1 protein-coding gene is annotated in these 559 nt (G+C 52.8%); it reads right to left on the reverse strand.

Annotated features, from left to right (window positions below; translation table 11 throughout):
- Positions 1-122: 122 nt before the first annotated feature.
- The coding region (locus L1075_RS15675; RefSeq protein ID WP_246942771.1) for a hypothetical protein at positions 123-559 on the reverse strand (437 nt) is incomplete at its 5' end.

Genomic DNA, 559 nt, shown 5'->3' on the forward strand with positions numbered 1-559 from the left:
GTGATAGGCTCTAGCATCCGTTAGCTGCCCAACGCCAGCGCACTACGGCGCCCTTGTAATGAAGGCGCAGCCGCAATGAAAAGGGCGTCGGGCGAACACCGGCCGCGTATTGATGCGCCTTGTTAAGAATTTGATGCTCTGGCCGAGCGGACTTTATTGTAAGGAGTCTTTCTCTCCCGCAACAGAAAGGCTTCTAATCCGTAAGCTAAATATGCGTAGTCTTTGTGAAAGCCCAAGGTAACCACCTGAGACACTCCGCGGTCAGCCCATTTTTTCTTGGGGACGTACTGTCTGTCCTTTACTGGAACACCCCGTTGACCTTCTGCCAGCCGAAAATATTGATTCGTCCTTGAACCAAGGCCGTAGCCAGTATATTTGCCACCGCCCAGGGATGCGCCAACCCCAATGTAAAGGACTTCGTTATGCTCTCCCAGCAACAGGTATACACCTTGCTTATTGTGTCCGGGCAATGTTCCAACCAAATCCCATGGGCTATTCCACCTTGGCACTTCCGCTTCGGAGGACGGCCAATGGCGACGGAAAAATTCGGCAGAGTCAG

The sequence above is a fragment of the Chromohalobacter beijerinckii genome (assembly GCF_023061185.1).
GTDB lineage: Bacteria > Pseudomonadota > Gammaproteobacteria > Pseudomonadales > Halomonadaceae > Chromohalobacter > Chromohalobacter beijerinckii.